The organism is Leclercia sp. LSNIH3 (assembly GCF_002935105.1).
GTDB classification, from domain to species: domain Bacteria; phylum Pseudomonadota; class Gammaproteobacteria; order Enterobacterales; family Enterobacteriaceae; genus Enterobacter; species Enterobacter adecarboxylatus.
Map to the genome: position 1 here is coordinate 3,144,269 of NZ_CP026387.1, position 26,270 is coordinate 3,170,538.

The 26,270-nt window shown below is 55.9% G+C and carries 24 protein-coding genes; 11 read left to right on the top strand and 13 right to left on the bottom strand.

Annotated features, from left to right (window positions below; all coding sequences use genetic code 11):
• Positions 1–12: 12 nt before the first annotated feature.
• From C3F35_RS15300 to zupT, 3 genes are all read right to left on the bottom strand, one after another.
• Positions 13–2,454, bottom strand: a complete 2,442-nt coding sequence (locus tag C3F35_RS15300) for a fimbria/pilus outer membrane usher protein (RefSeq protein WP_442786094.1) — start codon at positions 2,452–2,454, stop codon at positions 13–15.
• Positions 2,455–2,616: 162 nt separating this feature from the next.
• Positions 2,617–3,192: a fimbrial-like protein gene (locus C3F35_RS15305; protein WP_032614197.1), complete on the bottom strand. Its 576-nt coding sequence runs from the start codon at positions 3,190–3,192 to the stop codon at positions 2,617–2,619.
• Between the two features lie 420 nt (positions 3,193–3,612).
• On the bottom strand, positions 3,613–4,386 hold the full coding sequence (zupT, locus tag C3F35_RS15310) for a zinc transporter ZupT (RefSeq protein ID WP_032614195.1): 774 nt from the start codon (positions 4,384–4,386) through the stop codon (positions 3,613–3,615).
• Positions 4,387–4,582: 196 nt separating this feature from the next.
• Here zupT and ygiD point away from each other — a divergent pair, with 196 nt between their 5' ends.
• Positions 4,583–5,371 carry a 4,5-DOPA dioxygenase extradiol gene (ygiD, locus tag C3F35_RS15315; RefSeq protein WP_059307202.1) on the top strand — a complete coding sequence of 263 codons (789 nt, stop codon included), beginning with the start codon at positions 4,583–4,585 and terminating at the stop codon, positions 5,369–5,371.
• Positions 5,372–5,477: 106 nt separating this feature from the next.
• Here ygiD and C3F35_RS15320 read toward each other — a convergent pair whose 3' ends face one another.
• From C3F35_RS15320 to tolC, 3 genes are all read right to left on the bottom strand, one after another.
• A complete protein-coding gene (locus C3F35_RS15320) occupies positions 5,478–6,638 on the bottom strand; it encodes a glutathionylspermidine synthase family protein (RefSeq protein ID WP_032614190.1) in 1,161 nt (386 codons plus the stop codon).
• Between the two features lie 2 nt (positions 6,639–6,640).
• Entirely contained in the window at positions 6,641–7,315 is a 675-nt protein-coding gene (locus C3F35_RS15325; protein ID WP_032614188.1) for a DUF1190 family protein, read from the bottom strand.
• Positions 7,316–7,491: 176 nt separating this feature from the next.
• A complete protein-coding gene (tolC, locus tag C3F35_RS15330; RefSeq protein WP_059307203.1) occupies positions 7,492–8,940 on the bottom strand; it encodes an outer membrane channel protein TolC in 1,449 nt (482 codons plus the stop codon).
• Between the two features lie 202 nt (positions 8,941–9,142).
• On the opposite strand from tolC, the gene nudF reads away from it, so the two are divergent.
• The 5 genes from nudF to parE are packed head-to-tail and all read left to right on the top strand — an operon-like array spanning position 9,143 to position 13,551.
• The gene (gene nudF / locus C3F35_RS15335; RefSeq protein WP_103792833.1) at positions 9,143–9,775 is read left to right on the top strand and encodes an ADP-ribose diphosphatase; all 633 of its coding nucleotides are present in this window, start codon (positions 9,143–9,145) and stop codon (positions 9,773–9,775) included.
• Positions 9,772–10,194 carry a DUF1249 family protein gene (locus C3F35_RS15340; RefSeq protein ID WP_032614182.1) on the top strand — a complete coding sequence of 141 codons (423 nt, stop codon included), beginning with the start codon at positions 9,772–9,774 and terminating at the stop codon, positions 10,192–10,194. The genes nudF and C3F35_RS15340 overlap by 4 nt, the downstream gene beginning before the upstream one ends.
• Positions 10,195–10,221: 27 nt before the next feature.
• Complete coding sequence (gene cpdA, locus C3F35_RS15345) at positions 10,222–11,049, top strand: 3',5'-cyclic-AMP phosphodiesterase (RefSeq protein ID WP_032614179.1); 828 nt, start codon at positions 10,222–10,224, stop codon at positions 11,047–11,049.
• Positions 11,049–11,630 carry an esterase YqiA gene (yqiA, locus tag C3F35_RS15350; protein WP_032614177.1) on the top strand — a complete coding sequence of 194 codons (582 nt, stop codon included), beginning with the start codon at positions 11,049–11,051 and terminating at the stop codon, positions 11,628–11,630. The genes cpdA and yqiA overlap by 1 nt, the downstream gene beginning before the upstream one ends.
• A 28-nt stretch (positions 11,631–11,658) precedes the next feature.
• The gene (parE, locus tag C3F35_RS15355) at positions 11,659–13,551 is read left to right on the top strand and encodes a DNA topoisomerase IV subunit B (protein ID WP_032614175.1); all 1,893 of its coding nucleotides are present in this window, start codon (positions 11,659–11,661) and stop codon (positions 13,549–13,551) included.
• Between the two features lie 93 nt (positions 13,552–13,644).
• Here parE and C3F35_RS15360 read toward each other — a convergent pair whose 3' ends face one another.
• Positions 13,645–14,484: a helix-turn-helix transcriptional regulator gene (locus tag C3F35_RS15360; protein ID WP_103792834.1), complete on the bottom strand. Its 840-nt coding sequence runs from the start codon at positions 14,482–14,484 to the stop codon at positions 13,645–13,647.
• A gap of 166 nt (positions 14,485–14,650) precedes the next feature.
• Between C3F35_RS15360 and C3F35_RS15365 the strand changes: the two genes are divergently transcribed.
• Genes C3F35_RS15365 through C3F35_RS15375 form a run of 3 tightly spaced genes read left to right on the top strand, consistent with a single transcriptional unit; the run spans position 14,651 to position 18,951 of the window.
• Complete coding sequence (locus C3F35_RS15365; protein ID WP_103792835.1) at positions 14,651–16,459, top strand: DUF2264 domain-containing protein; 1,809 nt, start codon at positions 14,651–14,653, stop codon at positions 16,457–16,459.
• A gap of 31 nt (positions 16,460–16,490) precedes the next feature.
• Positions 16,491–17,735, top strand: coding sequence for an oligosaccharide MFS transporter (locus tag C3F35_RS15370; RefSeq protein ID WP_072250816.1), 1,245 nt, complete (start codon positions 16,491–16,493; stop codon positions 17,733–17,735).
• 28 nt (positions 17,736–17,763) lie between these two features.
• Complete coding sequence (locus tag C3F35_RS15375; protein ID WP_032614167.1) at positions 17,764–18,951, top strand: glycoside hydrolase family 88 protein; 1,188 nt, start codon at positions 17,764–17,766, stop codon at positions 18,949–18,951.
• Positions 18,952–18,972: 21 nt separating this feature from the next.
• On the opposite strand, the gene C3F35_RS15380 is transcribed toward C3F35_RS15375, so the two are convergent.
• The 6 genes from C3F35_RS15380 to qseB all read right to left on the bottom strand — a co-directional run bounded on the left by C3F35_RS15380 (position 18,973) and on the right by qseB (position 23,206).
• Positions 18,973–19,500, bottom strand: a complete 528-nt coding sequence (locus C3F35_RS15380) for a hypothetical protein (protein WP_103792836.1) — start codon at positions 19,498–19,500, stop codon at positions 18,973–18,975.
• A 38-nt stretch (positions 19,501–19,538) separates the two neighbouring features.
• Positions 19,539–19,979 carry a peptidoglycan-binding protein LysM gene (gene lysM, locus C3F35_RS15385; RefSeq protein WP_032614158.1) on the bottom strand — a complete coding sequence of 147 codons (441 nt, stop codon included), beginning with the start codon at positions 19,977–19,979 and terminating at the stop codon, positions 19,539–19,541.
• Positions 19,980–20,169: 190 nt separating this feature from the next.
• Positions 20,170–20,484, bottom strand: a complete 315-nt coding sequence (locus C3F35_RS15390) for a putative quinol monooxygenase (protein WP_032614615.1) — start codon at positions 20,482–20,484, stop codon at positions 20,170–20,172.
• 29 nt (positions 20,485–20,513) lie between these two features.
• Entirely contained in the window at positions 20,514–21,095 is a 582-nt protein-coding gene (locus C3F35_RS15395) for an NAD(P)H-dependent oxidoreductase (RefSeq protein WP_032614156.1), read from the bottom strand.
• Positions 21,096–21,200: 105 nt separating this feature from the next.
• Positions 21,201–22,550, bottom strand: coding sequence for a quorum sensing histidine kinase QseC (qseC, locus tag C3F35_RS15400; RefSeq protein WP_103792837.1), 1,350 nt, complete (start codon positions 22,548–22,550; stop codon positions 21,201–21,203).
• Positions 22,547–23,206 (bottom strand): quorum sensing response regulator transcription factor QseB, encoded by a 660-nt coding sequence (qseB, locus tag C3F35_RS15405; RefSeq protein ID WP_032614151.1) that lies wholly within the window; start codon positions 23,204–23,206, stop codon positions 22,547–22,549. Before qseB ends, qseC begins: the two co-directional genes overlap by 4 nt.
• Before the next feature lie 138 nt (positions 23,207–23,344).
• Between qseB and C3F35_RS15410 the strand changes: the two genes are divergently transcribed.
• Together C3F35_RS15410 and parC are read left to right on the top strand one after the other, a co-directional pair.
• Positions 23,345–23,746, top strand: coding sequence for a YgiW/YdeI family stress tolerance OB fold protein (locus tag C3F35_RS15410; protein WP_032614149.1), 402 nt, complete (start codon positions 23,345–23,347; stop codon positions 23,744–23,746).
• Between the two features lie 120 nt (positions 23,747–23,866).
• Positions 23,867–26,125, top strand: a complete 2,259-nt coding sequence (gene parC, locus C3F35_RS15415; protein ID WP_103792838.1) for a DNA topoisomerase IV subunit A — start codon at positions 23,867–23,869, stop codon at positions 26,123–26,125.
• Positions 26,126–26,270: the final 145 nt, after the last annotated feature.

Below are 26,270 nucleotides of genomic sequence, written 5' to 3' on the forward strand. Positions count from 1 at the left end.
GTTCTTCCTGAATTAATGCACTGTATTACAGGGTAATAAGATGGCTTTACCGCTGAGGTTACTTTGGTTCGGCGGCGTGATTTCGCAGGTTTTATCTGACCAGTTCAGGCGTAACGTACTGTTTTCCTGAATCCCACTGAGGTACACGAACCCCTCTTCGGCAACCAGCCCGACTTCTTTGCCGGAGGCTTTATCGACGATGCTGACGCCCAGCGGTGGATACTGCCCGTTATCCTGTCGAACAATGCCGACGATTTGGTATCCGGTGGTGGCGTTGAGTTTGCTGTAACCGATAGCCCCTTCCGTCAGCGTGGTACGAATGACGGAGTTTTCGATATCTACCCCATCAGGCAGGTTGTTGCTGTTCACGCGAAGGGTGGAGGTGATGTAGTTATTCAGCGACGGTGCCACCGCAATACCGAATGCGTTAGTGCGGGTGCGCGAACTGTTGACTTCAACCCCTGCGACGCCATTGGCGTCGATCATCATGCGTGCGTTATCTGCCGGGCTATAGTCATGCAGCGCCATACCGTGACGCGTGGCGGTGAGTGATCCGTTCCAGCCTGCGCTGAGAGAACGATACTGATTGGGCTGAGCGCTGCCGGACAGGTTCAGACGCCCATAAGGCGAATAATGCTGGTAGCCGCCGCGCAGGGAAGGTTCACCCTGGCGTAAGTCCTCCTCAGTGGTCGACGCCGACATATTCCAGGTATTGTTACGATCGGAGGAGTCATAGTAAGAGGCCATATGAGACGCACTGTCACCGCCTGAACGCTGGTAGCTGTACATGATGTTGCGACTCTGCTCCAGCGGGAGGGTGAACGAGAAATAGATCTGATTTTCGTCGCTGTCATCCCAGTGCACGCGGCTCAACGCCAGGGAAGCAGATAAACCTCTGAGCGTTCCGATATCGAAATTACGGCTCAGCGAGAAGGAGTAGTTGGTGTTGCTGCTGTTATCCCAGTAGGTGTTGCGCGTAACGTTGAGATAGGTGTTCAGCGCAGCTGAATCAAGATACTGGTTGAACGAGATGACATAGCTCTCTTTTTCGTTTGTCATGGAGGTGTTGCCATCCCGTGAGGCGAGGTATTCGCTCATCGAGACGTACTCCTTATCCGAGAAACGATAGCCCGCAAACGTGATTTGGCTGCCGGTTTCCTCAAAGCGCTTCGCGTAGTTTGCGCGATAGCTGAGACCGCGCTGTGGGTCATTTTTTTTCTGACGCAGTGTCGCCTCGGCCCCTGTCACATCAAAGGATAACGAACCGAAGGAATGCAGATTGAAACCTAACCCGGTGGTCATGGCCTGATAGTCATCTGCCGTCAGCATGGCACCGCCATACAGTGACACATTACTTAACCAACCCCAGGAGAGTTCGCCAGTCCAGAAAAGCGGATTATTGATATCGTTATGATCCGTTGCAGTGGGCTTACCGATGGACGTTTTATAGCGTACCTGGCCTTTTCGGGTCAGGAAGGGAATTGAGGCTGAACCGACCTGAAAGGTCGTTTTGCGGCCATCTTCTTCTTCCACCACCACATCTAACTGCCCCAGGTACGTTTCACCCAGATCTGAAATGGTAAAAGGACCCGGCGCGACGGTTGTTTGATAAAGCACCCGGCCAGACTGAGAGATGGTCACTTTCGCATTGGTTTGCGCGATGCCGGTAATCTGCGGAGCGTAACCCTGCAAATCTGGCGGTAGCATACTCTCGTCACTTTCCAGCGATGCACCGGTAAAGTGGAAAGTATCAAAGAGATCGGAACGTAAATCATATTGCCCCATCGTTATCTTTGACGACAGGGAAGGCACAGGGCGATAGAGATAGGTTCGCGCCAGACTACTGTCGCTACCCATCGACTCACCGTTACGGAAGTTTTGATTGTATTGATAATCTGAACGTAAACGCCATGCGCCCAGGTTGAACCCGAGCGTGCCATAGGCACTGATATTCTGGCTGGCGTCGCCCTCTTTCGGATCATACTGGCTGGCATAGAGATTGTAATTGAGCAAAACGCCAGCAATGCCGTCGTCCCAGAATTCGGGTGGCGTCCAGTTTTGAGCCTGATATTTCATCCATGCCTGAGGAACGGTCACAGAAAGCACCATCGTTCCCTTGTTTAAGGTAAATACCAGTTCTGGCCGGGTAGAGAGGTCAAGGCACTTGCCCCCCGGTAAATACGGGAGCTGAGAAATAAAGTCCGTATTCAGTCCAAAAAGGGTTAATTGTTTTGCATTTACGCACACCAACGAACCGCTTTCATTATCTGTTGCAATCCATTCCATCGTCGCGGGTTGAGGCAGGATATTCTTATTCACCTGGATGCGAACAAGATAGTGACCAGGGGTGATATACCCCTTCTTTTCAAACTGGGAAATATCAATATTGCTACGATCTTCAACATCAATCATATCAGTGTTGAATTCAACCGCTGAAACGGGCAGCACGAGCATTACTGAATAAAGCGTCGCACTCAGCGAATGTCTTATCAGGGCAGGGAGTTTATTGAATTGAAGTGCTGAATGGCTGAGCATAATCCGTTTCGCTTTAGTAAAAGAATACGTAATAGCCGATGAATCCTTCATCGGCTATTATTAAAGGCGATAAGAAAGGGATTACTGGTATGCGAGAATATAATTCACCTGAGCCTGAACATTACCTGGTGTAGCCGTTTTGCCAGGAATTGGCTCCATGCGGGCCTTAAAGTTCAGCTCCTGATAGGCATTTGCGGTTGGGAATGGCACATCAATTGTCTGACCTAATGTCACTTTATTACTGCCGCTATCCAGTAAGCGAACGCCAACACCTGTTGCGCCACCGATATTGCCATCCAGGGTGTTTTTCATCAGGCTGGTATCACCGCTATCAGTGCTTGCGGAGGTAAAGGTGACCATCACTTTGTTGATGGTGGTGGTGCTTTGCCCGGTCGTTTGCGAAAGAACACAGTCCTGAAGGTGAATATTAACATCTACAGGGAGAGCATTTTTACCGCTATTCAGTACGCTGTCGGCAACTTCACCTAATTCAATCGTCTGATTTTCGTCACCGGGTTTGATAGAGCAGGGTGAACTGATTACTTCGCCAGTGAAGGTAATTTTACCTGAACCCTGGTTATCCGCTGCAGAAGCCGTAAATGTCAGACCAGAAAGTAATGCGGTCATTGCGACTGCAAGGGTAGTCTTGTTAAACATAGAGAGATAATCCTTTATATGAAAATGATGATGCAATAACGGCGGCAATTCACATTGCAACACTTTTTAAACATTGGAGCGGGCAAAATATATCAGCCGCAATATCAATAATCCCGACAGCGTTGCTATAGGGGATTTGTAGTAATTATTAATGAATATTATCTGGTGATGATTTCGCTCGAGGGTATTTTTTTATTCCAGAAATGCGTATCGAGAATTGTGATTAATACTTAAACTTTCAATCTTTTTAAGTAAATGAAGCATTAATTATTTCGCAGATAATAATTGCCATTAATATTTTTTATATGAATTTATGGACGGCAAGAAGTCCGATTTCTTACCCTAATATAGAGAATGGTGATGGTTGACTTTGTGCAGATAATAAAAATTGCGCTCCCCTGACAAGCGGAGCGCAATCAATCAACCGATACCGGCAGACTGTAATAAGACCAGACTCAACCCCATCACCGACATACCGCATAACACGCCATAGCTCGGGTTGTTATTGGGGTCGATCTCTTTGGCAAGCGGCATGAGCTCATCAACCGACAGCGCCACCATAATTCCGGCCACTGCCGCCATAATGGCTGCCATTACCACCGGTGAAATCAGACTGCCAAGAATCAACCACGCCAGCACCCCGCCGAGGATCTCCGCCATACCGGAAATGCCCGCCCAGAATACCGCCTTACGTTTGGATCCGGTGGCCGCATAGACCGGGCCAGCCACCGCCAGACCTTCCGGGATATTGTGCAGCGCCACTGCCAGCGCAATACCAAAACCTAACTCCAGATTGTTGCTGGCAGTCACGTAGGTGGCAACACCTTCCGGGAAGTTATGCAGGCTGATCCCCAGGGTCAACAGCAGCGCGGTGCGTCTGAGGTTTCCGGGTAGCGGCTGACTCCCTTTTTGCATCAGATCCTGCGGATGCGCATGGGGTAACATTCTGTCCAGCGCAAAGTAGCCCAGCAGGCCAAACACAAACATTCCGTAGCCAAGTACGGGCGACATCCCTTCCGTCCCGAGGGCGGCGGGCAACATCTCCATCAGGGAGATGAGCAGCATGATGCCGGCCGCAAAGCCGAGGGAAAAGGCCAGCACCCGGTTAGAGGGCTTCTGGCCCAGTACGCCAAGCATCGCACCGATAAAAGTGGCGGCGCCTGCAAGAATAGTCAGAATCAGGGGAACTGACATTCACCTCTCCTTATGATAATGATTCTCATTCATATTAAAGGCTAAATGCGCACAATGCGAGTGGGTACAGAAGCCTTTACAGATCCCTTACATTCAAATTTCCTGATGATCTTCATCATGGTTATCTGAGTTCATCTTAGCCAGATAACGGATAAGGTAAAGCTATCAAATCGACACCTTATGTAAGGATATCATCATGACTTCTCCTCGTATGCCAGCGCTGTTTTTGGGTCATGGTAGCCCCATGAACGTGCTGGAAGATAACGTCTATACTCGCGCCTGGCGTCATCTGGGAGAGACGTTGCCGCGTCCGAGGGCTATCGTGGTGGTATCCGCACACTGGTTTACCCGTGGCACCGGTGTTACCGCAATGGAGACCCCGAAAACGATCCACGATTTCGGCGGTTTCCCGCAGGCGCTGTACGATACGCACTACCCGGCACCCGGCTCGCCAGCACTGGCGCAGCAGCTGGTGGATCTGCTGGCGCCTGTCCCTGTCACCCTGGATAAAGAGGCATGGGGCTTTGACCATGGCTCCTGGGGCGTGTTGATCAAGATGTACCCGGATGCCGACATCCCGATGGTGCAACTTAGCATCGACAGCACCAAACCGGCGGCGTGGCATCTGGAAATGGGCCGTAAGCTCGCCTCTCTGCGCGATGAGGGCATCATGCTGGTTGCCAGTGGCAACGTGGTACATAACCTGCGTACAGCGCGCTGGCACGGGGAAAACACGCCCTATCCGTGGGCGACGGCATTCAATGATTACGTGAAGATGAACCTGACCTGGCAGGGGCCCGCAGAGGAACATCCTCTGGTCAACTATCTGGCACACGAAGGCGGCTCGCTCTCGAACCCGACGGCGGAACACTTCCTGCCGCTGCTCTATATCCTGGGCGCGTGGGATGGTCAGGAACCAGTTACCACGCCGGTGGATGGCATCGAGATGGGCAGTTTGAGTATGTTGTCGGTGCAGGTGGGGTGAGGACATACCCCTTCTCCGTGTGGGAGAGGGGTGAGGTAAAGGCATCAGGCCGCACAAACCCAGACTGGTAGGCCGGGCAGGCGAAGTTGCTACCCGGCACCATGGCTTATTCCACAAAAATATGCGGATAGAAGCGTGACAGATCCTGGGTGATCAGCGCCCGATCTTCGCGAATACCGATCCCGGCTGGTTGATCGTTGATCAGCCAGCTGCCAATCAGCATATAGCTGTCGCCATACTTCGGCAGTTGATAGAACTGCTGGACGATCATCCCTTCTTCGCCATACGGCCCTTCTACCGCTTCCACGGTGTTACCGTTTTCGATAATCGACACGTTGGCACCTTCGCGGGAGAAAATCGGCTTTTTGACATACTTATCCATCGGCGGATAGTCATCTTCCGCGAAGTACGCTGGCAGCAGGTTCGGATGGTCAGGGAACATCTCCCATAGCATCGGCAGCAGGGCCTTGTTGGAGATGATGCTTTTCCATGCCGGTTCCAGCCAACGCACACCTGCATCTTCCAGCTTGGTGGAGAACACTTCGCGCAGCATGTATTCCCAGGGGTAGAGCTTGAACAGGTTACTGATAACCTGATCCTGGGTGTCGGTGAACTGACCTTTTTCGCCCAGCCCGATATCTTCGATATAGAGGAACTCGCTGGCAACCTCGGCTTCGGCTGCGCAATCCTGCAAATACTGCACCGTGCCGCGATCTTCGACTGTGTCACGACAGCAGGCAAAATGCAGCAGGCTAAAACCGTGCTGCTCGCGCAGTTCAGCGAAACGTTCAATCAGCTTTTCCTGCAGGCTGTTGAACTGGTCGCTGCCTTCTGGCAGATGACCGGCGTTCAGCTGATCTTCCAGCCAGATCCACTGGAAGAAGGCTGCTTCGTACAGCGAGGTTGGTGTATCGGCGTTGTTCTCGAGCATCTTCGGCTCGCCGGTGCCATCCCACGCCAGATCGAGGCGCGAATAGAGCGACGGCTGATGCGTCTGCCATGACTGACGTACAAAGCTCCAGGTGTGCTTCGGAATGCGGAATTTGGTCAGCAGCTCATCGCTGGCGATGACTTTCTCCACGACCTTAAGGCACATCTGATGCAGTTCTGCCGTCACCGCTTCCAGCTTTTCAACCTGGGCGAGGGTCAGTTTGTAATAGGCATCTTCACACCAGTACGGCTCGCCGTACATGGTGTGAAAGTTGAAACCGTATTCGGTGGCTTTTTCGCGCCAGTCCGGGCGCTCAACAATACTGACTCGTTCCATTATCAGCCGCCCATAGAGCGTGATGAAGTGCCGGTCGCGCTACGCTGCATGGTGTTCTGTTTGGCAACAGAATCACCAAAGCCGCCGCGGGTCACGGTGCTGGTGGTGGCCGGTTTTGGCGCCATCGCGGTCTTAGGTACGTTCATGGTGCGGCCCGGCTGGGCTGCGCCATAACCTTTACCGCTGGCATCGGTGTACTGGCCGTAAGCCGGGCTGGCCGGGTTCTTCGAGCTGAACAGCGGCTGCTGTTGATAGCCCGCGCCGCCGCTCATCAGGCGGCCCATCATGTAGCCCGCCATCAGTGGCATCCAGAAGCTACCGCTGGACTGTGCCTGCGCCTGGTTTTCTGCTGGCGCGGTGCCAGCCTGCGCCGGGGCCGGAGCCTGCTGGCACTGGCCTTCACCGAACTCTGCCACGCAGTCTTCACGGCTGGCGTATTTCGGCGCGGTACGTTCCGCTTCCTTCAGAGCGTTGTTGTACGAGGCTGTACACTCCGCGCTTTTGCCGGTAGCGGCCGCACAGTCATCGGCATTCTGATAGAGGGAAACCGTTTCGTCGGTTTTTTCACAGCCTGCCAGCATAAACGCGGCGCTCAGCGCCAGGGCGACAGGGGTGAAATGACGCGCGTTCCAGCTTTTGCGGAACGAGGCGTGATTAATGGATTTTGTCCGTTTCATAATTGTCTTCCAGGACCCAGTGGTAAAACACAGCAAATAACGCTCAGAATAGAGGATGAGTGGTGGAAATTGAAGCGACGGAGGCGAAACAGGGGGATATTTACGTTGGCTTACGTTTTTTTGTCGGGCTGCTCGTTTATAAACCCGACCTGGAGAACCCAGGCCGGGTATTCGCATCAGTTACGGGCAGGGGTGAGCGCCGAAGCTTGAGTCAGAGTATTGCCGTTATAACCGTCAGCAGAGGCGTCCTGCTGTGGATTTTCTGGTGCCACGGATTCCGGCGTCGTGGAGATCGGTTTACCCAGCGCGGCATTCAGCGCCACCAGATCCTGCTCGTTCAACGTACCCAGCGCTGATTTGATATTCAGCTGGTTAATCAGGTAGTTGTAACGGGCGTTGGAGAGCTGCTGTTTGGCGTTGTACAGCGTGGTGGTCGCGTCCAGCACATCAACAATGGTACGGGTACCTACGGAATAACCGGCTTCCGACGCATCCAGTGAGCTTTGGGCAGAGACAACGGCCTGTTTGTAAGCGTTGATGCTGCTGACAGAGGCGTTCACGTTGTTAAACGAGGAGCGTACGGTCTGCACAACGCTGCGGTGCGCGCTTTCAAGCTGCTCGCTGGCACCCACGAAGTTGTACTGCGCCTGTTTCACCTGTGAATTGACCTGGCCGCCCTGATAGATCGGCAGAGAGAAGCTCAGGCCGATTTTGTTCTGGCCAACATCGCTATCGCTGTACTGACCGGCGGCGGCTCCGCTGGTTCTGGAACCGCTGTAGCTGGTGTTAGAGAGGCTGCTGGAGGCGTTCAGGCTCAGGGTTGGCAGATGACCATCCTGTGCCAGACGGATCTGCTCGCGAGCCAGATCCTGGTTCAGACGGGCCTGCAACAGGCTCAGGTTACGGTTTTCAGCTTCTTTCAGCAGGGCATTCACCGCCTTCGGCTTTTCAGCTTTGAAGCGATCCACGTTCAACGATGCCAGTTGCGGGTAGTAGTTACCGGTGACCTGACGCAGCTGTTCAACGGCGTTATCCAGGTCGTTACGCGCAGTAACTTCGTTCGCCAGCACGCTGTCGTATTGTGAACGGGCGTTCTGCACGTCGGTGATGGCAACCAGGCCCACGTTGAAACGCTGGGTGGTCTGATCGAGCTGACGATAGATAGCTTGTTTCTGTGCTTCTGTGTAGGAGAGCGTATCGATTGCGCTCAGCACGCGGAAGTAGGCCGTTGCGGTGTTGAGGATCAACGTCTGCTGGTCGGTCTGGAAGGTGACATCCTGGATACCGGCAGATTTCTCCTGCAGGCTCAGATTACGCCATTTAGACATATCGAACAGCGTCTGGGTTAACTGGAGTGAACCGCTGGTGACATTGGAGTCAACGCCGTTAGCATCACGGTAACCGTTGTTATAGCTATAGTCTGCACCTAAACCCAGCTGTGGTAATAAAGGGCTACGTGCTTCATTGATCTTTTCAAAGGCAGCATCACGATCGGCAGCGGACTTACGCAGTTCCGGGTTGCTCAGACGTGCCTGCTTATAAACTTGAATCAGGTCCTCTGCCTGACTCATCGCGCTGAAACCCGTCAGGCTCAGGCCGATGAGGATGGGGAGCAATTTCTTCATTTGCTTTCCTTGTTGTGAAGCTTAGTTAGCGCTGATCTAATTAAAAATATCTACCGATTCTAGCAGACTTCGCCACTGCAAAAGGTTGGCGTTCCGTGCCATGCGGCAGTAACTTGCACCAATTTACCATACTGTAGTAGAAACCGCAGTTGAGCAGAATTGAATTTCACCCTAACGCCACCATTTATACCAGGATGCAAAAATGGATAAACCAGAAAATTTGCCAGTGACTTTCACAAAAAACGATGTAGAAATTATTGCACGAGAAACGCTCTACAGCGGATTTTTTTCACTGGAATTATACCGTTTTCGCCATCGTCTGTTTAACGGCGAAATGAGTCGCGAAGTGAGACGCGAAATTTTTGAGCGCGGGCATGCTGCAGTCTTGCTACCCTTTGACCCAGTGCGTGACGAAGTGGTACTGATAGAGCAGATTCGCATTGCCGCGCTGGATACCAGCGAAAGCCCGTGGCTGCTGGAGATGGTGGCCGGGATGGTGGAAGAGGGCGAGACGCCGGACGATGTCGCCCGCCGCGAGGCGATGGAAGAGGCCGGGCTTAATGTCGGTCGCACAAAACCGATCACCAGCTATCTGGCAAGCCCTGGGGGCACCAGCGAGCGCCTTTCCGTTTTGGTTGGCGAAGTGGACGCCACGACCGCACAAGGGATTCACGGTCTGGTTGATGAAAACGAAGATATTCGTGTTCATGTGGTAAGTCGGGAGCAGGCTTATCAATGGGTAGAGGAGGGGAAAATCGACAACGCGGCTTCTGTCATCGCTTTGCAATGGCTCCAGCTGCATTATCAGGACTTACGAAACGAGTGGAAAAAATGAAGCGTTATACACCTGACTTCCCTGAAATGATGCGCCTGTGCGAGACCAATTTCGCACAATTGCGCCGACTACTGCCGCGTAACGATGCGGTCGGTGAAACAGTGAGCTATCAGGTGAGCAACGCGCAGTATCGGTTAACCATTGTTGAATCAACCCGTTACACCACACTGGTGGAAATTGAGCAAACCGCCCCGTCCATCAGCTACTGGAGCCTCCCGTCAATGACGGTGCGGCTTTATCATGACGCGATGGTCGCTGAAGTGTGTTCAAGTCAGCAGATCTTCCGCTTCAAAGCGCGGTATGATTACCCAAATAAAAAGTTGCATCAACGTGACGAAAAGCATCAAATTAATCAGTTTCTGGCCGATTGGTTAAGATACTGTTTAGCACATGGAGCGATGGCGATTCCGGTTTGTTAGCGTCGTAAACCTACCTAAGGACACCATTTGGAAAGCCTGTTGAACCTGACTGTTGCTGGTGGGGCGCCAGTCAGGGTATTGCAAATTACTGATACTCACCTGTTTGCCAATAAGCATGAAACCCTGTTAGGTGTAAATACCTGGGAGAGTTATCAGGCTGTTCTGGAAGCCATTCATGCTCAGAATCGCCAATGCGATCTGATTGTCGCCACGGGCGATTTGGCACAAGATCAAACCTCCGCGGCTTATCAGCATTTTGCTGAAGGTATCGCGAGCTTTAACGCGCCCTGCGTCTGGTTACCCGGTAATCACGATTTTCAGCCTTCAATGTACAGCGCGCTGCAGGATGCGGGCATTTCGCCTGCGAAGCGGGTTCACTCGGGTGACAGCTGGCAAATCCTGCTCCTCGACAGCCAGGTTTTCGGCGTGCCGCACGGCGAGCTGAGCGACTTTCAGCTGGAATGGCTTGAAGCCCGGCTCGAGGCAGAGCCTGATCGCCATACCCTGCTTTTACTGCACCATCATCCCCTGCCGGCAGGATGCAGCTGGCTCGATCAGCACAGCCTGCGCAACTCTGCCGCCCTGGATCAGGTGCTGGAAAAATTCCCGCGGGTCAAACATTTACTCTGCGGCCATATTCACCAGGAGCTGGATCTCGACTGGAACGGCCGTCGCCTGCTGGCTACGCCGTCCACCTGCGTACAGTTCAAACCGCACTGCGCGAACTTTACCCTGGACACCATTGCTCCTGGCTGGCGCTGGCTGGACCTGCATGCCGACGGCTCGGTAACGACCGAAGTCTGCCGCCTGCAAGGCACGCAGTTCCGCCCGGATACGGCGTCAGAAGGCTACTGATGTCTGCGCTCCTCTATCTGCACGGGTTCAACAGTTCCCCGCGCTCCGCAAAAGCGACGCTGTTTCGACAGTGGCTGGAGGTGCATCATCCGCACATCCAGATGATCGTCCCGCAACTGCCGCCATACCCGGCCGAGGCTGCCGAAATGCTGGAAGCGATTGTCATGGAGCACGGCGGCGAACCCTTCGGTGTGGTGGGATCTTCCCTCGGCGGCTACTACGCCACCTGGCTGTCCCAGTGCTTTATGGTGCCAGCGGTGGTGGTCAACCCGGCGGTGCGGCCTTTTGAGCTGCTGGTGGGCTATTTAGGTCACAACGAGAACCCCTACACCGGACAGCAATATGTGCTAGAGTCACGCCATATTTACGACCTCAAAGTTATGCAGATTGATCCGCTGGAAGCGCCAGATCTTATCTGGCTGCTGCAACAGACGGGTGATGAAGTACTGGATTACCGCCAGGCGGTGGCGTATTACGCCTCCTGCCGCCAGACTATAGAAGAGGGCGGTAATCATGCCTTCACGGGCTTTGAGGATCATTTCACCCAGATTGTCGATTTTCTTGGTCTGCACAGCCTCTGACAATCGCTGCGAATTGCTAGTTTAAATCATGACGCAAACCTATAACGCTGATGCCATTGAGGTACTCACCGGGCTTGAGCCGGTTCGCCGCCGTCCGGGGATGTACACCGATACCACGCGCCCAAACCATCTGGGCCAGGAAGTAATTGATAACAGCGTCGACGAAGCGCTGGCGGGTCATGCCAAACGCGTCGACGTTATTCTGCACGCCGACCAGTCGCTGGAAGTCATCGACGACGGTCGCGGCATGCCGGTGGATATCCACCCGGAAGAGGGTGTTCCGGCGGTTGAGTTGATCCTCTGTCGCCTGCACGCGGGCGGCAAGTTCTCCAACAAAAATTACCAGTTCTCCGGTGGCCTGCACGGGGTAGGTATCTCCGTGGTCAACGCCCTGTCAAAACGCGTTGAAGTCACCGTGCGCCGCGACGGCCAGGTCTACAACATCGCCTTTGAAAATGGCGATAAAGTGCAGGATTTGCAGGTGATCGGTACATGCGGCAAGCGCAATACCGGTACCAGCGTCCACTTCTGGCCGGACGAAAGCTTTTTTGATAGCCCACGTTTCTCCGTCTCGCGCTTAACGCACATTCTGAAAGCGAAAGCGGTGCTCTGTCCTGGGGTGGAGATCACCTTCAAGGACGAGGTTAACAACAGCGAGCAGCGCTGGTGTTATCAGGATGGCCTGAATGACTATCTGGCCGAAGCGGTAAACGGTTTGCCCACCCTGCCCGAAAAACCGTTTATCGGTAACTTTTCCGGTGATACGGAAGCGGTAGACTGGGCGCTGCTGTGGCTGCCGGAAGGCGGCGAGCTGCTGACCGAAAGCTACGTGAACCTGATCCCGACCATGCAGGGCGGAACGCACGTTAATGGCCTGCGCCAGGGCCTGCTGGACGCGATGCGTGAGTTTTGTGAATACCGCAATATCCTGCCGCGCGGCGTGAAGCTGTCAGCAGAAGATATCTGGGAGCGCTGCGCCTATGTGCTGTCGGTCAAAATGCAGGATCCGCAGTTTGCCGGGCAGACCAAAGAGCGTCTCTCCTCGCGCCAGTGCGCGGCGTTCGTTTCGGGCGTGGTGAAAGATGCCTTCAGCCTGTGGCTGAACCAGAACGTGCAGGCAGCGGAAATGCTGGCCGAAATGGCCATCTCCAGCGCCCAGCGGCGTCTGCGTGCGGCGAAGAAAGTGGTGCGTAAAAAGCTCACCAGCGGCCCAGCGCTGCCGGGCAAGCTGGCGGACTGCACCGCGCAGGATCTGAACCGTACCGAACTGTTCCTGGTGGAAGGGGATTCCGCAGGCGGGTCAGCCAAACAGGCGCGCGATCGTGAATATCAGGCGATCATGCCGCTGAAGGGTAAGATCCTTAACACCTGGGAAGTCTCTTCCGATGAGGTGCTGGCGTCGCAGGAGGTGCACGACATCTCCGTGGCAATCGGGATTGATCCTGATAGCGAGGATTTGAGCCAACTGCGTTACGGCAAGATCTGTATCCTCGCGGATGCGGACTCCGATGGTCTGCACATCGCTACCCTGCTGTGTGCGCTGTTTGTGAAGCACTTCAGAACGCTGGTGAAAAACGGTCACGTTCACGTCGCGCTGCCGCCGCTGTACCGTATCGATCTCGGTAAAGAGGTCTATTACGCCCTGACGGAAGAAGAGAAAGCGGGCGTGCTGGAGCAGCTCAAGCGTAAGAAGGGCAAACCGAACGTGCAGCGCTTTAAAGGGCTGGGCGAGATGAACCCGTTACAGCTGCGTGAAACCACCCTCGATCCCAACACCCGCCGTCTGGTGCAGTTGACCATCAGCGATGAAGATGAGCAGCAGACCAACGCGGTGATGGATATGCTGCTGGCCAAGAAGCGCTCGGAAGACCGTCGCAACTGGCTGCAGGAGAAGGGCGACCTCGCGGATATCGAAGGCTGATCCTCTCTGGCAAGGTAATAGCAAAAAGGCAACCCAGGTTGCCTTTTTTCATGTTGCATCCTCTGCCCGCAGGCGAGAGCCGGGGCGAGGCGATCAGGCCGCACCGTGATTCTTCCGGTATTGCAGGGGCGTCTCTCCGATGCCCTTTTTAAAGGCGCTGATAAAATAGGTCACATCAGAAAACCCCACCCGCGCGGCGATATCCCGCACGCTGGCATCAGAGTGCAGCAGACTCTCGCAGGCCTTACGCAGGCGTAACGTATTCAGGTAATCGTGGATCTTCTCCCCCGTTTCGGCGTGAAATTTCCGCGACACATAGCTGCGGGATTTCCCCAGCTCTTCTGCCAGCGCATCAAGGCTGAATTTTTGCTGATAATGCTCATCAAGCCAGAACATCACCTGGCTGGCGATGCCGCGGCTGTTGCCGGGCTGGCCTTCATCGTCATGCGGCAGCATGGCAAACAGGCCGATCAGCAGGCTGGCGATCCGCTCGCTGTTCATCGGCGGCGGGTAACAACTGAAGAGATGATCGAGATGGCTGTGGCAGTGCGCCATATCCGCCACCCAGGCTTCTCCCCCGCGTTGCGACAGCTTCTGTAGCCGCTGCTGGGTCTGCGGAAAATCACGCAGCGCCTTCAGAACCGCATGCTGGTCGAGATGAATAATGGTGCGGCGGTAGTTGGCTTCGGCCTGCGGATCCACCATCACCTTATGCAGGGTAAAGGGCGGAAAGAAAAACAGCCGCCCCGGGCGCATGGTGTAGTGGCGGTTATCGACAATCGCCACGCCAAAGCCTTCTTCGACATAGAGAATTTCCAGACACTGGTGCCAGTGGTGATAGCGCACGGTGTTGGCGAACAAACGACTGAACGACACGATGGTATCGTTCAGGGCGATAAGCTCCAGATGTTCCGCTGTGGGTGTCTCACGCATAGTGCAATAAAACTCAACTTTTCCCTTTCCTTGTCACTTTATAAACCACCTTTTTAAATTTCCTTAACTGCGGGTTTATTCATCTCTCACTCCTGTGACCCGGCTAACATTTCTGCACCTTGCTGATTAACTATTCTTTGCCGCAGTTGATTACGAGGATGGACCTATGTGCGCGGCAAACAAAGAAAAATCAAATCCGTTGTCATCCCGCCAGGATCTGGTGGCGGCACTGAACACCCTGCTTGCGGCGGTAGACACGCAGTTCCCGGCGGGCCGTTCTCGCTTTTCGCTGGGCGACACCAGCGCGCACTACGCCACGGATGTTGCGCAGATGGAGGGGCTGTCCCGCGTATTGTGGGGGCTGTTTCCGCTGATGGCCGCCGGTGACAGCACGCCGTACAGCGACAAATACATCGCCGCCATTAAACAGGGCACCGACCCGCACAGCGCAGGTTACTGGGGCGAGGCGGGGCCTTACGATCAGCGTCTGGTGGAGATGGCGGCCTATGGTCTGGGGCTGGCGCTGTTGCAGGAGAACCTTACCGAACGGTTTAGCGAACGTGAACTGATGAACCTGCACGCCTGGCTGAACCAAATCACCGACGCGACGATGCCGGACAGCAACTGGAACTACTTCGCCATCATGGTACAGCTCGGCTTTAAGCGTGCCGGACTGCCTTATGACCAGCAGGCCATCGATCGGCGCTTTGCGATGATGGATGCCTATTATCTCGGCGATGGCTGGTACTCCGACGGCCCGGGGCGGCCAAAGGATTACTACATCTCAATGGCATTTCACTTCTACGGCCTGATCTACGCCACTCTGAGCGGCGATGAGGCGCGGTCAGAGGTGCTGCGTCAGCGATCCGCCCTGTTTGCCGAAGACTTTATTTATATGTCTGCCCCCGACGGCGCCTCGGTGCCCTTTGGCCGCAGCCTGACCTACCGCTTCGCGATGGTCGCCTTCTGGAGCGCAGTGGCCTTCTCCGGGCTGGAAGTGTTCACGCCGGGCATCGTGAAGGGGATTATCCTCCGTCATTTGCGGTGGTGGCAGCAGCAGCCGATTACCGATCGCGATGGGATCCTGACCCTCGGCTTTGCCTACCCGAACCTGGCGATGTGCGAAGATTATAACTCCCCTGGTTCGCCCTACTGGGCGCTGAAAACCTATCTGATCCTGGCCCTGCCGGAGAGCCATCCGTTCTGGCAGGCCGACGAGCAGCCGCTGCCCACGCTTGCTGAAACGCGCGTCATTCCCCATGCCCAGCAGATCCTGATCCACACCGATCATGTCACCCTGCTCACCGCCGGGCAGCTGGAGCTGAACAACTACGTCAACACCGAGGCGAAATACACCAAATTTGCCTACTCCAGCCGTTTCGGTTTCACCATTGAGCGCGGGCGTTTCGGCCTTAAGCATGCCGCCTGTGACTCCATGCTGCTGCTGGCCGACGGCGATAACTACTTCCGCGGACGCCGCGAGTGCGAAGCGGTCCGCATCGATGAGAATTACATCTTTTCGCGCTGGTCGCCGTGGCATGACGTTCATATCGAGAGCTGGCTGGTGCCCTTTGGTGAGTGGCATCTGCGTCTGCACCGCATCAACAGCGCCCGCACGTTGCAAACGGTTGAAGGTGGATTTGCGGTGATGAAAACCGAACCGCAGCTGAGCGAACGGGGCAGTTATCTGAGTGCAGCTAACGGTAGCAGCGCCATTGTCGATCTCTCACCTGCCGTTACCCGCCAGCCGGACTGCGTAGTAACGCCGCCAAACAGCAGCGTCATGTTTGCCGACTGCGCCGCCATTCCGGTGCTCGCCACCACAGTTCCACAGGGCGAGAGCTGGCTCTGCTGCGCGGTGACCGCCTCCGTTAACAATAAAAACAGGGCGGAACCCCCTCAACTGGACATTAACAATAACCAGGTCGTCATTCGCGTGCCTGGAAGCGAACGTCAGCTGTCGTTCATTTTATAAAGCCCTTACCCTGGATATCGGCGAGGATGGTATGAATAACAAAACTGAATATTACAAAATCAGCAGTTTTATCTTTCTCTATTTCTTTACCTGGTCGGCAAGTATTGGTCTGCTGGCAATCTGGCTCGGACAAAAAGCCAATCTTAGCGGGTCGGTGATCGGCACCGTATTTGCGGTGAACGGCATCTTCTCCGTTATTCTCAAACCGATCTACGGCTATATTCTGGATAAGATCGGTATGAGCAAATACCTGCTCTATTTTGTGGTGGCGATGTCTGCCCTGATGGCGCCGTTCTTTATTTACGTCTATCAGCCGCTGTTAATGTCTAACACCATGCTGGGGATTATTATCGGCGCGCTCTATTTAAGCTTCGCCTGGTATGCGGGCGTGGCGGCGTGCGAATCCTATTCCGACCGTTTCAGCCGTCTGAATGGCATGGAATTTGGGCAGATCCGCATGTGGGGATCGCTCGGCTGGGCGGTGGCCTCCTCGTTTTCCGGTCTGCTGTTTAACCTCTCGCCAGCGTACAACTTTATTATGGGCAGCGTGGCGTCGGTGATTATGCTCATCGTCCTGCTGAGCCTGAAGGTGAACACTAACTCCGAGCATGCCGGTGAGGTGCTGACCAAAGAGAAAATCGCGCCAGCCGATGTCTATGCCTTACTGCGCAGCCGCAAGTTCTGGGCGTTCTGCCTGTATGTGGCGGGCGTGGCGTGGATGATGTTTATCGCCGAACAGCAGTTCTCCCGCTATTTCGTTACCTTCTTCGATGATGTTCACCAGGGCAACGCGGTATTTGGCTATCTCGGCACCGTGCAGTCGGGCATGGAGTTCGTGATGTATATGGTGATCCCGCTGTTCGTGAACTTTATCGGCGCGAAACGTGGATTATTGATCGTCGGTCTGATTGTCGGGGCGCGGCTGATTATTTCCGGGATGTGCGACTCCCATCTGTTAATTTCGGTTCTTAAGCCGCTGTACGGCCTGGAAATCTGCCTCCTGCTGGTGTCGGTATTCAAATATATTGCCGAGCATTTCGATAAGCGCGTAAACGCCACCATGTATCTGCTGGGCTATCAGGCGATGCTCTACGTCGGCAACGTCGTGGTGTCGTCCCCCGCCGGTTATATGTATGACCGCATCGGCTTTGAGCAGACCTATATCATCATGGGCGCCACGGCGCTGACCTTTACCCTTATTTCTGCGTTTACGTTATCCGCCTGCCAGAGCAAATGGCGCGGCGCTAAAACGCTGAACGTTGCAGAACACCACTAATTTACGCCGTCAAAGAAGGAATCGAATTATGTTAAGTCATATCACCGAGGAACGTCTGGCCGATATTCCCGCGCCCGTGGATGAACGCGCGTTCAGCGATGAGCTAAGCTCGGCGCGCAGCCACGTCCTCGACCTGATTAGCCGTCATTTAACGGAGTTCGGCGACAAATTCCCGGCAGAAACCTGCAAGGAGGGGTACTACCCGCTGACGGAGAACGTCGAGTGGACCACCAGCTTCTGGACCGGGCAGCTTTGGCTGGCGTGGGAGATGAGCGGCGAGGAGAAATTCCGCGCCATGGCCGAGAAACATACCCGCTCGTTTGGCCTGCGCATCGCCGGGCGCAGCGACACCAACACCCACGATCTCGGCTTCCTCTACACGCTCTCCTGCGTGGCAGACTGGCGGTTGACCGGCAGTCGCGAGGCGCGCGGTTTCTCGCTGCTGGCCGCCGAAGCGCTGCTGGAACGCTTCCACGAAAAAGCGAAGATTATCCAGGCCTGGGGCGATCTGGCCGACCCGGAACAGGCCGGGCGGATGATCATCGACTGCAACATGAACCTGCCGCTGCTCTACTGGGCGACCGAGCAGACCGGCGATCCGCGCTTTGCCGAGGCCGCCAGAGCGCATGTCATGCAGGCGGCAACCTACCTTATCCGCGAAGACGCCTCGACCTTCCACACCTACTATATGGACGTAGTTACTGGCGCGCCGCGCTACGGCAATACCCAGCAGGGCTATGCGGATGACTCCTGCTGGTCGCGCGGCCAGGCGTGGGGGATCTACGGCTTCCTGCTGAGCTACATCTATACCGGCGACGCGACGATGATCGCCCTGTCGAAACGGCTGGCGAACTACTTCCTCAATCGCCTGCCGGAGGATTACGTCTGTCACTGGGATCTGGCCCTTGTGGGCACGGATGCCTTGCGCGATTCGTCATCGGCGGCGATTGCGGTGTGTGGTCTGCTGGAGCTGGTGAAGCATCTGCCGGTAACCGACCCGGACCGCGAGCGCTATCTGGCATGGGCGAAAGGGATTATGTCCTCCCTGACGAAGCACTATCTGATGGGCAAAGAGGAGAAGGGCAACGGCCTGTTGAAGCACTCGGTCTATCACCTCGCCAGCAACAAAGGGGTGGATGAGTGCGCCAGTTGGGGGGATTACTTCTACGTTGAAGCCCTGGTGCGCTTTACCCAGAGCTGGAAATTGTACTGGTAAAAAACGGCTGGGGTGAGGATATCACCACCCCAGCACATCTTTGATGACCCGCCGGTAGGGGGTGTCGATTTGTTCCGGCACCTGGTCAATATAGTCCCGCGCGTGCTGACGGGCCTCACCGCTCAGGCTGTCCAGATAGACAATGGCTTCGTCTACGGTGGGGACGCGTCCCTCCAGCGAGGCGCTTCGTGGCGGCAGCCCGGTCCAGATCACCGCCTCGATGCCTCTCTCCACCGCCCATTCTGAGAGCAAACCGGTAGGGCGGCCAGCAATCAACAACGAGCCAATGCCGTCACAGCGTTCCTCGGGGATCCCCTCGCGTTCGCGCAAAGCCTGACAGGCAACGCTCAGCGTTTCCGCGTCGAGCCACGCCCAGAGCACCGGCACGGCGGGTGCGTTCATACAGATGGCCGTCGCCAGTTCACCGCCATCGCTGACCCGGGAAAATTCCACGGGCAGCAACGGACCGTCGGTTTTCCACTCCCCGGCGACGGGGAGTGGGCCGCTTTTCCATATCAATGAACCCCAGCCCAGACAGGCTATCTTCATCCTTTTCCCTCGATGTGACGCTAAATTGACGTTACGTTTCAGGCTTCAGGAATACGCAGCGTCTGCCCTGGATAAATTTTATCGGGGCTGGAGAGCATAGGTCGGTTGGCTTCAAAGATTTTGTTGTATTTCGACGCATCGCCATACACGGTTTTGGAGATGGCGCTTAAGGTATCGCCCGATTTTACCGTGTAGTAGGTGGCCTCATGCTGGGTGTCGGTTGCGGTGATGGTGTTTTCCACCTCGCTGACGCCCGCAATGTTCCCCACTGCGACCTGAATTTTTTCTTTCTGCTCCTGGGTGAGCCCGTCGCCTGTCACTACGGCCTTACCGTCGTTGACGTTGACCTGCACCTTATCGGCACCCGGGATGTTGAGTTTTTTAAGATGCTCAGAGACTTTATCGCTTTGACCTTTGTGATCGGTCAGGTTGTCCCACAGCTTTTCACCTGCTTCTTTAACGAAGTTAAAAATTCCCATTCCTTCCTCCAGATAACAATGAAATCAGGAATAAGCATAGCAGGTGAGTCTCAAGGTGATAAAAAAAGCCCGGTAGCGTTACGCAACCAGGCTTTCGATGTGGTGCCGTTTTACCCGGTAGCGCTTCGCTTACCGGACCAGCAAAACCCAGGCCGGGCAAACGCAGCGCCGCCCGGCGATACCGGGGAGGTTAGACCCCGTTTTCCAGAATACGGATATGGGTTTCCAGAACATCCCCTTTCACCGCTTCGCTCCACGCTTTCATATGTGGGGTCTGCAGGTGGGCTTCGAGGTGGGCCACGGTTTCCCACAGCTCAACCATCACAATCGAGTCCGGGGCTGTGGTCTGGAAGCTGACGCCTGCGGCGGTGTCCACCATCGGCGCGTAGCCGTGGCAGCCAGCCTCTTCTAAAACGGTCGGGATAATTTTTGCGAACTGATCCAGCACCGCCTGACGGTGATGTTGTCCAGGACGGGTGCGAATTTCAGCAATAACGGTAAGCATGGTCATTTCTCCTGATAACATGCCACCAGTTAAGCAAAAATTTCCGCGAGATGCTTGCGATATTCTGCGATATAGCGTGGCACATCCGGCATTTTGATTACGTCGTTGGTGATAAAGGTCGGCAGCGCTTCCATCCCCAGGAACTGATTGGCCTTGTGGAACGGCAGATAAACACCGTCAACGCCTACGCCGTGGAAGAACTGATCTTCTTCAGTGAACGCTTCCATCGGGGCGTTCCAGGTCAGGGAGAGCATGTATTTTTTTCCCTGAATCAGGCCGCCGGAGCCGTATTTCTTCGACGCATCAGAGCGGGTACGGCCATCGCTGGCATAGAGCGCGCCGTGGCCTTCGGTAAAGACATCGTCCATGTACTTTTTCACGGTCCATGGTGCGCCCATCCACCAGCCAGGCATCTGCCAGATAACGACGTCAGCCCAGAGGAAGTTCTGCACTTCGGCCTGGATATCGTACTCACCGTCGGTGCGCACCACCTTAACATCATGCCCGGCGTCGCGCAGGAAACCATCCGCGACCTCGGTCAGGGTGTCATTCAGTTGGCCATTGGAGTGGGCGAATTTTTTCGCACCGTTGATAATCAGAATATTGCTCATTAAGTTGTCCTCAGAGTAGCGAGTCTGAGGGCCATTCTACGCGCGACAGCGGTGCGGTGAAATTAGCAAAATGTGCAAAGTCTTTTGCTGAAACAGCAATAATGCCTACCAGCCGATCCTGGCTTCAAATCCACCGTCCTGCCCATTGCCCAGCGTGACCGTCATCCGGTGCAGGGCAGCGATGCGCTTCACAATCGACAGACCCAGGCCGCTGCCGGTCTGATCCTGGCCGGGTGGGCGATAAAAACGCTCCCCGATCCGCGTCAGGGCATCGGGGGCAATACCCGGGCCGTTGTCACGCACGATAACGCTGTGGGTGTCGAGCGTGACTTCCACCCGGCTACCCCGCGGGCTGTAGCGTACGGCGTTATCCAGCAGGTTACGCACCAGCAGGCTCAGGAGAAGCTGCTGCCCGGTGCGGGTGACCTGTGGGTCGAGGATGTTCAGGCGGATCTCGATCCCGGCCTGCTGCGCCGGATGATAACTGTCCATCACCACCGACTGCAGTAAATCGGCCATGTTAAGGGGCTCAACATCGTCCAGGCTCTCCAGCGAATCCAGGCGCGACAACGTCAGGAGTTGCTCAACCAGCCGCGAGGCCCGGTCGATGCCGGCGTGCAGTTGGGTCAGGGCTTTCGCCTGCGCCTGCGGATCGTCCAGCGACAGTTGCGCCACTTCGGTCTGCACTTTCAGGGCGGTGAGCGGGCTGCGCAGCTCGTGGGCGGCATCCGAGGTGAAGCGACGTTCGCGGGCCATCATCGCCTGCGTGCGGGCAAAAAGCTGATTGAGCGCGTCAACCACCGGGCGCACTTCAATGGGTACGCCCTGGGTTGCCAGCCGGTCGGTGGCGTCGGGAGTGCGGGCGCGCAGGGTTTGGCTCAGCTTTTTCAGCGGCCTGAGCTCACGGCTTAACAAGACGATCAGCACCAGCAGCATGATCGGCAGCGCCACCAGCCAGGGGGTAAACTGCGATCTGACCACGTCCAGCGCCATCTCCTGGCGGTACTCATGCTCCTGGCCGACCACGACCCGGTATTTGCCGTCCGGCGCGGTGAGCCATAAGAATCGCCATTCATCGTTATCGTCGTTGAGTTGGCCGTTATCAAACCCATCCCGGCGATAGTGATATGGGATGTCGCGCCCGTTTTCACCGTCATTTAGCACCATCCTGCCGTCGGGAGAGTAGATGGCGAAGGCCAGCGCATCGTCGTCCAGGCGCCCGTGTTTCGCTTTCTTTGGCACCTCGCGCATCCGTTCCGGGGCGCGGATTTCGTCCAGATCCATGGTCAGCAGCCGTTTGGCAAACAGCATCTGCTGGGTGTCGAACAGCTTATCGAGCGTATCGCGGGTCTGCTGCCAGGCGACAAGGCTGGCGGCAAACCAGGCGGTTAGCGACAGGGCAAGGAACAGCAGCGTCAGCCGCAGCTTGAGGCTCAGGCGTTGGGTCAGTTTCATGCGTCACCCAGGGTATAACCGATGCCGTGCACGGTGCGGATAAAATCGCTGCCGAGCTTGCGGCGCAGATGGTGAACGTGGACCTCCACGGCGTTGCTGGAGACCTCGTCGTCCCAGGTATAGAGCTTTTCTTCGATCAGTTTGCGCGGCAGCACGCGGCCCGCGTTGCGCATTAACAGCTCCAGCAGGGCGAACTCTTTGGGCTTGAGCACCAGGGTTTCGCCATTGAGGCTGGCCACCAGTCGGCTGGGATCGAGCGTCACGCCGCCGTGGCGCAGTTCGCTGCGCGCCTGCCCGTGGCTGCGACGCACCAGCGCCTCAAGGCGGGCGGCCACTTCGATAAGCGCAAAGGGTTTACAGAGATAATCGTCGGCACCCAGACGCAACCCCTCGACGCGCTGGTTGAGCGCATCCCGTGCGGTCAGGATCAACACCGGCTCGCTGCGGCCCTGTTCCCGCCATTCGCGCAGGATTTGCAGCCCATCAATACCGGGCAGGGTCAGGTCGAGCACCACGGCGTCATAGGGGGCGCTGTAGAGCGCCGCTCTGCCGGTTTCACCCTCGGTGAACCAGTCCAGGCTAAAGCCCAGTTTCGTCAGGCCGGCCTTAATGCCGTCGCCAATCAGCTTGTCGTCTTCTACCAGTAAAATGCGCATGTTCCCTCCCTGATAAGGCCAGTAAACCCTCTGTCACGCTCCGCTGTACAGTAAAAAAATTTAAATTTTCCGCTTAAGAAGTTGTTAAGGTTTACCCTGTTTAATGGATTGCGAAACGACATTAAAGGGAGAGTTAAGATGAAAAAATACGCTGCTATTGCTGCCATCATGATGATCACCACTGCGCCGGTTTTTGCGGCTCAGGGCGGGTTTAACGGCCCGTCGGCGACGGCAACCCAGACGCAAACTCAGCAGGGCGGTTTTGTCGATAACGACGCCAACCTCACCACCGCAGCAAAGGTCAAGGATCTAAAGGACGATAGCTGGGTGAAACTGCGCGGCAACATCACCGAGCGCCTCTCCGACGACCGCTACACCTTCCGCGATGAGAGCGGCACGGTGAACGTCGAGATCGACAATAAGCGCTGGAACGGCGTGACCGTCACCCCGCAGGATAAGGTTGAGCTGCAGGGTAAAGTTGACAAAGAGTGGAACGATTTCGAAATCGACGTGAAACAGGTTATCAAGCTGAATAAATAACCCACAAAGGGGCCGCCAGCGCGGCCCCTTTTTCTCTGTGACTCGACTCGCCAGATGAGGTAGTATCTGCGGCAATATTGCCTGAAACCAACTGGTTTCTGAGTTGAGGAATCCCATTTAATGAGCGATATGGCAGAGCGCCTCGCGCTACATGAATTCACGGAAAACGCCTACCTGAACTACTCCATGTACGTCATCATGGACAGGGCGTTGCCGTTTATCGGTGATGGGCTGAAACCCGTTCAGCGCCGCATCGTTTATGCGATGTCTGAGCTGGGTCTGAATGCCAGCGCCAAGTTTAAAAAATCCGCCCGTACCGTGGGTGACGTGCTGGGTAAATACCATCCGCACGGCGACAGCGCCTGTTATGAAGCGATGGTGCTGATGGCCCAACCGTTCTCGTACCGCTATCCACTGGTGGACGGCCAGGGTAACTGGGGTGCGCCGGACGATCCGAAGTCGTTCGCGGCGATGCGTTACACCGAATCCCGTCTCTCTAAATATGCCGAACTGCTGCTCAGCGAGCTGGGCCAGGGCACCGTGGAGTGGGTACCGAACTTCGACGGCACGATGCAGGAGCCGAAGATGCTGCCTGCCCGTCTGCCGAACATTCTGCTGAACGGCACCACCGGTATTGCCGTGGGGATGGCGACGGATATCCCGCCGCACAACCTGCGTGAAGTGGCGAAAGCGGCGATCACCCTGATTGAGCAGCCGAAAACCACGCTGTACGAGCTGCTGGATATCGTCCAGGGGCCGGACTATCCGACCGAAGCGGAGATCATCACCTCCCGCGCGGAGATCCGCAAAATCTACCAGAACGGTCGCGGCTCCGTGCGCATGCGTGCGGTGTGGACGAAAGAGGACGGCGCGGTGGTGATCACTGCGCTGCCACACCAGGTCTCCGGCGCGAAAGTGCTGGAACAGATCGCCGCCCAGATGCGCAATAAAAAGCTGCCGATGGTGGACGACCTGCGCGACGAATCCGACCACGAAAACCCGACCCGTCTGGTGATCGTGCCGCGCTCCAACCGCGTGGACATGGAGCCGGTGATGAACCACCTGTTCGCCACCACCGATCTGGAAAAAAGCTACCGTATCAACCTGAACATGATCGGGCTGGACGGTCGTCCGGCGGTGAAAAACCTGCTGGAGATCCTCTCTGAATGGCTGACGTTCCGCCGCGATACCGTGCGCCGTCGTCTGAACCATCGTCTGGAGAAAGTACTTAAGCGCCTGCATATCCTCGAAGGTTTGCTGGTGGCGTTCCTGAATATCGACGAAGTGATCGAGATCATCCGTACTGAGGATGAGCCGAAGCCGGCGCTGATGTCGCGCTTTGGTATCAGCGAAACCCAGGCGGAAGCCATCCTCGAACTGAAGCTGCGTCATCTCGCCAAACTGGAAGAGATGAAAATCCGCGGTGAGCAGAATGAGCTGGAAAAAGAGCGCGATCAGCTGCAGGCGATTCTGGCGTCCGAGCGCAAGATGAATACCCTGCTGAAAAAAGAGCTGCAGGCCGACGCCGACGCGTTTGGCGACGACCGTCGCTCTCCGCTGCACGAGCGCGAAGAAGCGAAAGCGATGAGCGAACATGACATGCAGCCGTCTGAGCCGGTGACCATCGTGCTGTCTCAAAGCGGCTGGGTTCGTAGCGCCAAGGGGCACGATATCGACGCGCCGGGCCTGAGTTACAAAGCGGGCGACAGCTTCAAAGCCGCGGTGAAGGGTAAGAGCAACCAGCCGGTGGCCTTTATCGACACTACCGGGCGCAGCTACGCCATCGATCCGATCACGCTGCCGTCGGCGCGCGGGCAGGGCGAGCCGCTGACCGGCAAGCTGACGCTGCCGCCGGGTGCGACCATTGAGCATATGCTGATGGAAGGCGAGGAGCAGAAGCTGCTGCTGGCCTCCGATGCGGGCTACGGCTTTATCTGTACCTTTAACGATCTGATCTCGCGTAACCGCGCGGGCAAGGCGTTGATTAGCCTGCCGGATAACGCCCGGGTGATGGCTCCGCTGGTGATTGAGAACGAGAGCGATATGCTGCTGGCAATCTCCGCTGCTGGCCGGATGTTGATGTTCCCGCTCAGCGACCTGCCGCAGCTGTCGAAAGGCAAGGGCAACAAGATCATCAACATCTCGTCGGCAGACGCGGCCTCAGGCGCAGATAGCCTGGCGCACCTCTTTATCCTGCCGCCGCAGAGCACCCTGACCATTCACGTGGGTAAACGCAAAATCAAACTGCGCCCGGAAGAGCTGCAGAAAGTGGTGGGCGAACGTGGACGTAAAGGGTCGTTGATGCGCGGCCTGCAACGCATTGACCGCGTGGAGATCGACTCTCCGCAGCGGGCGACCGCGGACGACAACGAAGCGTAACCGCGCTTCCCCCTTCGTTCAGGAGGGGGAGCCGTAAAAAAACATCCGTTATACACCCCTAAACAATGCGAGTTGCAGGGCAAAACAGTTAACCGTTTTGTCCTGCACATAAGTATGACGGGTATAAAATCAAAGCAGTTAACCG

Bases quoted from the DNA above. Each gene is read 5' to 3' on its own strand.
- C3F35_RS15300 (WP_442786094.1), bottom strand. From the start codon at position 2,454: ATGCTCGTGCTGCCCGTTTCAGCGGTTGAATTCAACACTGATATGATT.
- C3F35_RS15305 (WP_032614197.1), bottom strand. From the start codon at position 3,192: ATGTTTAACAAGACTACCCTTGCAGTCGCAATGACCGCATTACTTTCT.
- zupT (WP_032614195.1), bottom strand. From the start codon at position 4,386: ATGTCAGTTCCCCTGATTCTGACTATTCTTGCAGGCGCCGCCACTTTT.
- ygiD (WP_059307202.1), top strand. From the start codon at position 4,583: ATGACTTCTCCTCGTATGCCAGCGCTGTTTTTGGGTCATGGTAGCCCC.
- C3F35_RS15320 (WP_032614190.1), bottom strand. From the start codon at position 6,638: ATGGAACGAGTCAGTATTGTTGAGCGCCCGGACTGGCGCGAAAAAGCC.
- C3F35_RS15325 (WP_032614188.1), bottom strand. From the start codon at position 7,315: ATGAAACGGACAAAATCCATTAATCACGCCTCGTTCCGCAAAAGCTGG.
- tolC (WP_059307203.1), bottom strand. From the start codon at position 8,940: ATGAAGAAATTGCTCCCCATCCTCATCGGCCTGAGCCTGACGGGTTTC.
- nudF (WP_103792833.1), top strand. From the start codon at position 9,143: ATGGATAAACCAGAAAATTTGCCAGTGACTTTCACAAAAAACGATGTA.
- C3F35_RS15340 (WP_032614182.1), top strand. From the start codon at position 9,772: ATGAAGCGTTATACACCTGACTTCCCTGAAATGATGCGCCTGTGCGAG.
- yqiA (WP_032614177.1), top strand. From the start codon at position 11,049: ATGTCTGCGCTCCTCTATCTGCACGGGTTCAACAGTTCCCCGCGCTCC.
- parE (WP_032614175.1), top strand. From the start codon at position 11,659: ATGACGCAAACCTATAACGCTGATGCCATTGAGGTACTCACCGGGCTT.
- C3F35_RS15360 (WP_103792834.1), bottom strand. From the start codon at position 14,484: ATGCGTGAGACACCCACAGCGGAACATCTGGAGCTTATCGCCCTGAAC.
- C3F35_RS15365 (WP_103792835.1), top strand. From the start codon at position 14,651: ATGTGCGCGGCAAACAAAGAAAAATCAAATCCGTTGTCATCCCGCCAG.
- C3F35_RS15370 (WP_072250816.1), top strand. From the start codon at position 16,491: ATGAATAACAAAACTGAATATTACAAAATCAGCAGTTTTATCTTTCTC.
- C3F35_RS15375 (WP_032614167.1), top strand. From the start codon at position 17,764: ATGTTAAGTCATATCACCGAGGAACGTCTGGCCGATATTCCCGCGCCC.
- C3F35_RS15380 (WP_103792836.1), bottom strand. From the start codon at position 19,500: ATGAAGATAGCCTGTCTGGGCTGGGGTTCATTGATATGGAAAAGCGGC.
- lysM (WP_032614158.1), bottom strand. From the start codon at position 19,979: ATGGGAATTTTTAACTTCGTTAAAGAAGCAGGTGAAAAGCTGTGGGAC.
- C3F35_RS15390 (WP_032614615.1), bottom strand. From the start codon at position 20,484: ATGCTTACCGTTATTGCTGAAATTCGCACCCGTCCTGGACAACATCAC.
- C3F35_RS15395 (WP_032614156.1), bottom strand. From the start codon at position 21,095: ATGAGCAATATTCTGATTATCAACGGTGCGAAAAAATTCGCCCACTCC.
- qseC (WP_103792837.1), bottom strand. From the start codon at position 22,550: ATGAAACTGACCCAACGCCTGAGCCTCAAGCTGCGGCTGACGCTGCTG.
- qseB (WP_032614151.1), bottom strand. From the start codon at position 23,206: ATGCGCATTTTACTGGTAGAAGACGACAAGCTGATTGGCGACGGCATT.
- C3F35_RS15410 (WP_032614149.1), top strand. From the start codon at position 23,345: ATGAAAAAATACGCTGCTATTGCTGCCATCATGATGATCACCACTGCG.
- parC (WP_103792838.1), top strand. From the start codon at position 23,867: ATGAGCGATATGGCAGAGCGCCTCGCGCTACATGAATTCACGGAAAAC.